This is a genomic window from Methylobacterium indicum (assembly GCF_001043895.1).
Classification (GTDB): domain Bacteria; phylum Pseudomonadota; class Alphaproteobacteria; order Rhizobiales; family Beijerinckiaceae; genus Methylobacterium; species Methylobacterium indicum.
The window spans coordinates 1-5,219 of record NZ_JTHF01000440.1 but is presented as its reverse complement, the minus strand read 5'-3'; the positions used below and the strand labels follow the sequence as shown (position 1 = coordinate 5,219).

Below are 5,219 nucleotides of genomic sequence, written 5' to 3'. Positions count from 1 at the left end.
CGGCGGCCGGGCCGGCGGCGAGGGCGCCCAGCCCGGTGCCGGCGGACGCGGTGCCGAGCCGGGCGAGCGCGGCGAGCGGGGAGCCGAACGCGGTGAGCGGGGCGACCGCGGCGCCGAGCGCGGCGAGCGTGGAGGCGAGCGCGGTGAACGCGGCGAGCGTGAAGGAGAACGCGGTGAGCGTGGCGAGCGCGGTGCCGAGCGGGGCGAGCGCGGTGGCCGGACGGAGGCCCGGGGCGCCGTCTCGCGCCTCGACACCACCAAGCGCACCGAGTTCCGCCAGACCATCGTGCGCTCCGGCGTGCGGCCGCTGACGGGGGTCAATTTCGCCCTGAGAGCCGGCGTCGCGGTGCCGCGCTCGGTCACCCTGCACGCCCTGCCGCCGGCGATCCTCACCCTGGTCCCGGCCTATCGCGGCTTCCAGTACGTGCTGGTCGGCGACGATATCGTCATCATCGATCCCGACACCTACGAGATCGTGGACGTGATCCCGGCCTGATGCCGGCTTCTCCGGCTCAGGCGCGTTGCCTGAGCCGGAGGATGAACACCGCGAGCTCGGATTGCCGCGACACCCCGAGCTTGGCGAAGACCTGACGCAGTTGCGAGCGGGCGGTCTCGTGGCGGATGCCCAGCGCCTCCGCCGCCTGGACCAGGGAGCGCGACCCGTCCATCAGCAGGGCGAGGCGGATCTCGGCCGGCGAGAGCCCGAGGGCGGCGAGGCGGTCGCGCTCCCGGGTGCCGTCCGCGGCGCTCCCGCGCAGGACCACCAGGGCGAGCTGGTCCGGAACCAGCAGCCGCGCCATCCCGACGATGCCGCGCAGGTCCTGGCGCAGTCCGATCGCGGTGACCTGCCAGCGTATCGGCCCGACCCGCACCGGCCCCTGGCCCGTCGGGTCGATCCCGGGTTCCGGGGCGCCTCCGCAGGCGAGCGCGACCTCCCGGGCCACCGACTCGGCGAGGCGCCGATCCCGTATTTGCACCCGGTCGAGGGCCCCGACCCGCAGGACCGTTCCCTCGGAAAGAAGGTCGTGGCCGGCGCGGCTCGCCTCCACGAGGCGCAGGTCGCGGGTGACCACGAAGGCGGGATCGGCCACCCGGGTCAGCAGCGTCTCCCCGGGCGCGCGGGCGATACCGGCCGGGAAGCAGGCCCGGTTGGTCTCGATCGCCCGGCGCATCCGCGGCCCGATCCGCGCCATGACCGCGCCCAGCCGCTCCTGCTCGCGCGCCGCCCGCGCCTGCTCGTGCTGAAGGTTGAGCACCGCCAGGCGGCCGTCGGCGTCGATCAGCTTGATCCCGCTCGAGGCCGTCATGCCGCCCAGCCGCGACAGCCAGTCGGTGTAGAACTCGGTATGCTGCAGGCTGGCGACCGGCATCCGCTCCTCGGAATGCATCGACACCATCTCGGGCGTGGACAGGATCACGGAGATCCACGGGTTCACCGCGCCGTAATGCGCCTCGTAGGCCTGGACGTCGGCCGGATCCCAGCCCCAGTGCACGAGGGGCAGACCGGTCCCGGCGGCGGCATCGACGACCTGGAGCACCGGCCAGATTCCGGGCATGAGGCGGCCGATCGTGGCCATGACGCCGTCCCAGGCCGCGGGATCGCAGGCGGCGTGGTCGATCGCGAGGCCGATCTCCTCGCTCAAGGCCCGCACCCGCTCCGCCTCGCCCATCGCCGCCGATTCCGTCCCGCCGGTAAGCGGAACGGTGTCACGCGGGCGCGCCATTTGTCCAGGCCGATGGTTCCGTGCAGGCACGGACGCCTGTTCTTCGGGCAAAGCGCGGCTTGCCCGCACTGGCGCGCCCGACTAGGGTCCGGCCCGCTCGAAGACCCGGACGGCCAGGACCCTGCCCGACCGGGCGTCTTACACAGGTTCTGGAGTCGATCATCATGGGCTTTCTGGCCGACGCCCTCTCGCGCGTGAAACCCTCCGCCACCATCGTGATGACCCAGAAGGCGCGGGACCTGAAGGCCCAGGGGCGCGACGTCATCAGCCTGTCGGTCGGCGAGCCGGATTTCGACACGCCCCAGCACATCAAGCAGGCGGCGATCGAAGCGATCCATCGCGGCGAGACCAAGTATCCGCCGGTCTCGGGCATCGTCCCGCTGCGCGAGGCCATCGCCAAGAAGTTCAAGCGCGAGAACGGGCTCGACTACAAGCCGAGCCAGACCATCGTCGGCACCGGCGGCAAGCAGGTGATCTACAACGCGCTGCTCGCGACCCTGAACCCGGGCGACGAGGTGGTGATCCCGCGGCCCTACTGGGTGTCCTACCCGGAGATGGTGGGCCTGTGCGGCGGCACCCCGGTCTTCGCCGACACCACGATGGAGACGAACTTCAAGCTCCAGCCCGAGGAGCTGGAGCGCGCCATCACGCCGAAGACCAAGTGGGTGATCCTCAACTCGCCCTCGAACCCGTCGGGCGCCGCCTACAGCCACGCCGAGATGAAGGCGCTCACCGACGTGCTGGTGCGCCACCCCCACGTCTGGGTGCTCACCGACGACATGTACGAGCACCTCGTCTACGGCGACTTCACCTTCGTGACCCCGGCCCAGGTCGAGCCGGCGCTCTACGAGCGGACGCTGACCATGAACGGCGTCTCGAAATCCTACGCCATGACCGGCTGGCGCATCGGCTACGCCGCCGGCCCCGAGCAGCTGATCAAGGCGATGGACTTCGTCCAGGGCCAGCAGACCTCCGGCGCGGCCACGATCTCGCAATGGGCTGCCGTTGCCGCCCTCGACGGGCCGCAGGACCACCTGGCCGAGTTCCGGGCCGCGTTCCAGACCCGGCGCGACCTCGTCGTCTCGATGCTGAACCAGACCAACGGCCTGCGCTGCCCGACGCCGGAGGGCGCGTTCTACGTCTACCCGTCCTGCGCCGAGCTGATCGGCAAGCGCACCGAGTCCGGCAAGGTGATCGAGACCGACGAGGACTTCGTCACCGAGCTCCTGATGGCCGAGGGCGTCGCCTCGGTGCACGGCTCGGCCTTCGGCCTCGGTCCCAACCTGCGCATCTCCTACGCGACCTCGAACCAGCTCCTGGAAGAGGCCTGCCGCCGCATCCAGCGCTTCTGCGGCTCGCTGCGCTGATCGCTCCGCGAGCCGGCCGCGCTCGCGCGACCGGATGATGAGGTGTTCGAACCCGGCGGGCCCTGGGCCCGCCGGGTTTCTCGTTTCGGTCGGTCAAGTGCGCCGGGCCGGCGCGTTGTGACGCAAGCGCCTCGGCCGTATTCCGGTTGCCCCTCCGGCCCCGTCTGTCCTACACGGGCCGTCCTCGATGCCGGCGCGCCCGGCGGCTTCCGGAACCCGTCCGGGCTGTGCGGCAAAGAGGTCGGCGACGACGGGGTGGGGCGGACCAGTTCTCTGCACCCAATCCTGTGAGGCTCAGTGGGCCGAGCAGTCGCCGGAGCGTCAGGGTTCCGGGGAACAGGAACCGCGATCCTGGCGCAAGGCCCACCAGATTGCTCCGCCCTCCCGTTGTGGGACGATCCGGGTCGGGGGCGGGGAGGCCGCCCGTTAAGGCTTATGGCCCAAGAATGTCGGACGGCCGGATCGTCGGCCTCACACCGATCGTGGGTCCCGACCAGCCATGTGGCGCCTCCTTCTCGGCGGTATCAAAGTCATCATCGCGATCGCGGCGCTGACCACGGCGGCGAACTGGATCGCCCTGCGCGAGAAGGACCGGGCGCCCGGGCCGGCGCTGGCCTCCGTCATCGACCCGCCCACGACCGGCGCCATCGCGCCGCGCCGCGCCGACAAGGCCCCCGCGGTTCTCGACCAGCGCAGCCTCGGGCGGCTGATGTCGGAGGCCTCCGGCGAGCGGCGGCGCTGAGCGCCGCCGAAATCGTGGCTACCGGGATCGACGGCGCCCTGACGCGGTATCAGCGCGCCGGTGCGGCCTCGGCCCAGCCCGGGGCCGGGAAGGCCCGGTCGTAGGCGAGGTTGAACAGGAACGCGTAGGCGACGTAGAAGGCCGCGATCGCCAGATCCATGACCAGGGCCTCGCGCAGGCCGATGCCGAGATACCACGCGATCGGCGGCAGCAGGATCACCAGCAGCCCGGCCTCGAACAGCACCGCATGCGCCGCCCGCAAGGGAAGGCTCTTGCGGGTGTGCCCTATGACCCGCTGCATCGCGTGGTCGAAGCCCAGATTGTAGACGTAGTTCCACGCCGTCGCGGTCACCGCGCTGCCGATCCCGATCACGCCCATCGCGGAGGCGTGCAGGCCGAACGCGACCGTCCCGAGCGGGATGATGAGCGCGAGGCCGACGACCTCGAACAGGATGGCGTGGCGGATGCGGTCGCGCGTGCTGCGCATGGTCTCGACCCCGAAGCGGTGATGGATGGGCCGCTTTCTATCTGCGATGCTCCCGGTCGCAAGTTGGGACCTATCGGGAAAACAGATGGATGGCCGTATCGCTCGACCAGCTCCAGGCCTTCGTGGCGGCGGCCGAGGCCGGTTCGTTCTCGGGCGCCGCCCGGACGCTGAGGAAGGCGCAATCCGCCGTCAGCATGCAGGTGGCGAATCTCGAGGCGGATCTCGGGCTGGACCTGTTCGACCGCACGGGCCGCAACCCGGTGCTCACCCCGGCCGGCGAGCGGCTGCTCCTCGAGGCGCGGGTCGTGCTCGACCGGCGCGAGCACCTGATCGGCGTGGCGAGCAGCCTGCAGCAGGGCATCGAGAACCGGCTCGTCGTCGCCATCGACGAACTCTATCCCGAACACGCGCTCGGCGCTCTCTTCGCCGACTTCGCCCAGGCCTTTCCCTCCGTCGAACTGGAACTGCTGTTCCCGCTGATGGAGGATGTCAGCCGCATGGTGCAGTCGGGCGCCGCCGATCTCGGGGTGATGTGGCGCCAGGAGGTTTTGCCGACGGAACTCGGCTTTCAGACCATCGGCTGGGTGCCGCTCAAGCTCGTCTGCGGCCGCGACCACCCCCTCGCCAAGGCGCGGGTGGAGTGGGAGGAGCTGAAGCGCCACCGCCAGATCCTGGTCGCCGCCCGCAGCGATGGGCCGGAGAAGCGCCGCCTGCGCGTCGCCGCCGAGGTCTGGTGGGTCGAGAGCCACTGGGTGATTTTGGAGATGGTGAAGCACGGGATCGGCTGGGCCTTCGTCACCGACCACGTCATCGCCGCCTCGCTCACCGCGCCGTACCTCGTCACGCCGGACCTGCAATTCGACCAGGGCGACTGGCCGGTCGCCCTGGTCGAATTGCAG

Annotated in this window: 6 protein-coding genes; 4 read left to right on the top strand and 2 right to left on the bottom strand. The window is 71.0% G+C overall.

The window, feature by feature from the left end; translation table 11 throughout:
• On the top strand, positions 1-496 hold a 496-nt coding region (locus QR78_RS36385; protein ID WP_048431547.1), incomplete at its 5' end, for a DUF1236 domain-containing protein.
• Positions 497-512: 16 nt separating this feature from the next.
• Here QR78_RS36385 and QR78_RS31310 read toward each other — a convergent pair.
• On the bottom strand, positions 513-1,670 hold the full coding sequence (locus QR78_RS31310; protein WP_048431546.1) for a helix-turn-helix transcriptional regulator: 1,158 nt from the start codon (positions 1,668-1,670) through the stop codon (positions 513-515).
• 218 nt (positions 1,671-1,888) lie between these two features.
• Between QR78_RS31310 and QR78_RS31305 the strand changes: the two genes are divergently transcribed.
• Positions 1,889-3,091, top strand: coding sequence for a pyridoxal phosphate-dependent aminotransferase (locus QR78_RS31305; protein WP_048431545.1), 1,203 nt, complete (start codon positions 1,889-1,891; stop codon positions 3,089-3,091).
• Positions 3,092-3,590: 499 nt separating this feature from the next.
• Positions 3,591-3,833, top strand: coding sequence for a hypothetical protein (locus tag QR78_RS31300; RefSeq protein ID WP_048431544.1), 243 nt, complete (start codon positions 3,591-3,593; stop codon positions 3,831-3,833).
• 49 nt (positions 3,834-3,882) lie between these two features.
• Here the strand turns inward: QR78_RS31300 and QR78_RS31295 are convergent, their stop codons facing one another.
• Positions 3,883-4,320 (bottom strand): PACE efflux transporter, encoded by a 438-nt coding sequence (locus tag QR78_RS31295; protein ID WP_048431543.1) that lies wholly within the window; start codon positions 4,318-4,320, stop codon positions 3,883-3,885.
• Positions 4,321-4,409: 89 nt separating this feature from the next.
• Between QR78_RS31295 and QR78_RS31290 the strand changes: the two genes are divergently transcribed.
• Positions 4,410-5,219, top strand: an 810-nt coding sequence (locus tag QR78_RS31290) for a LysR family transcriptional regulator (protein ID WP_048431542.1), incomplete at its 3' end; no start/stop codon positions are given.

Excerpts from the sequence above, each read along its gene's own strand:
- QR78_RS31305 (WP_048431545.1), top strand. The coding sequence starts at position 1,889 with ATGGGCTTTCTGGCCGACGCCCTCTCGCGCGTGAAACCCTCCGCCACC.
- QR78_RS31310 (WP_048431546.1), bottom strand. The coding sequence starts at position 1,670 with ATGGGCGAGGCGGAGCGGGTGCGGGCCTTGAGCGAGGAGATCGGCCTC.
- QR78_RS31300 (WP_048431544.1), top strand. The coding sequence starts at position 3,591 with ATGTGGCGCCTCCTTCTCGGCGGTATCAAAGTCATCATCGCGATCGCG.
- QR78_RS31295 (WP_048431543.1), bottom strand. The coding sequence starts at position 4,320 with ATGCGCAGCACGCGCGACCGCATCCGCCACGCCATCCTGTTCGAGGTC.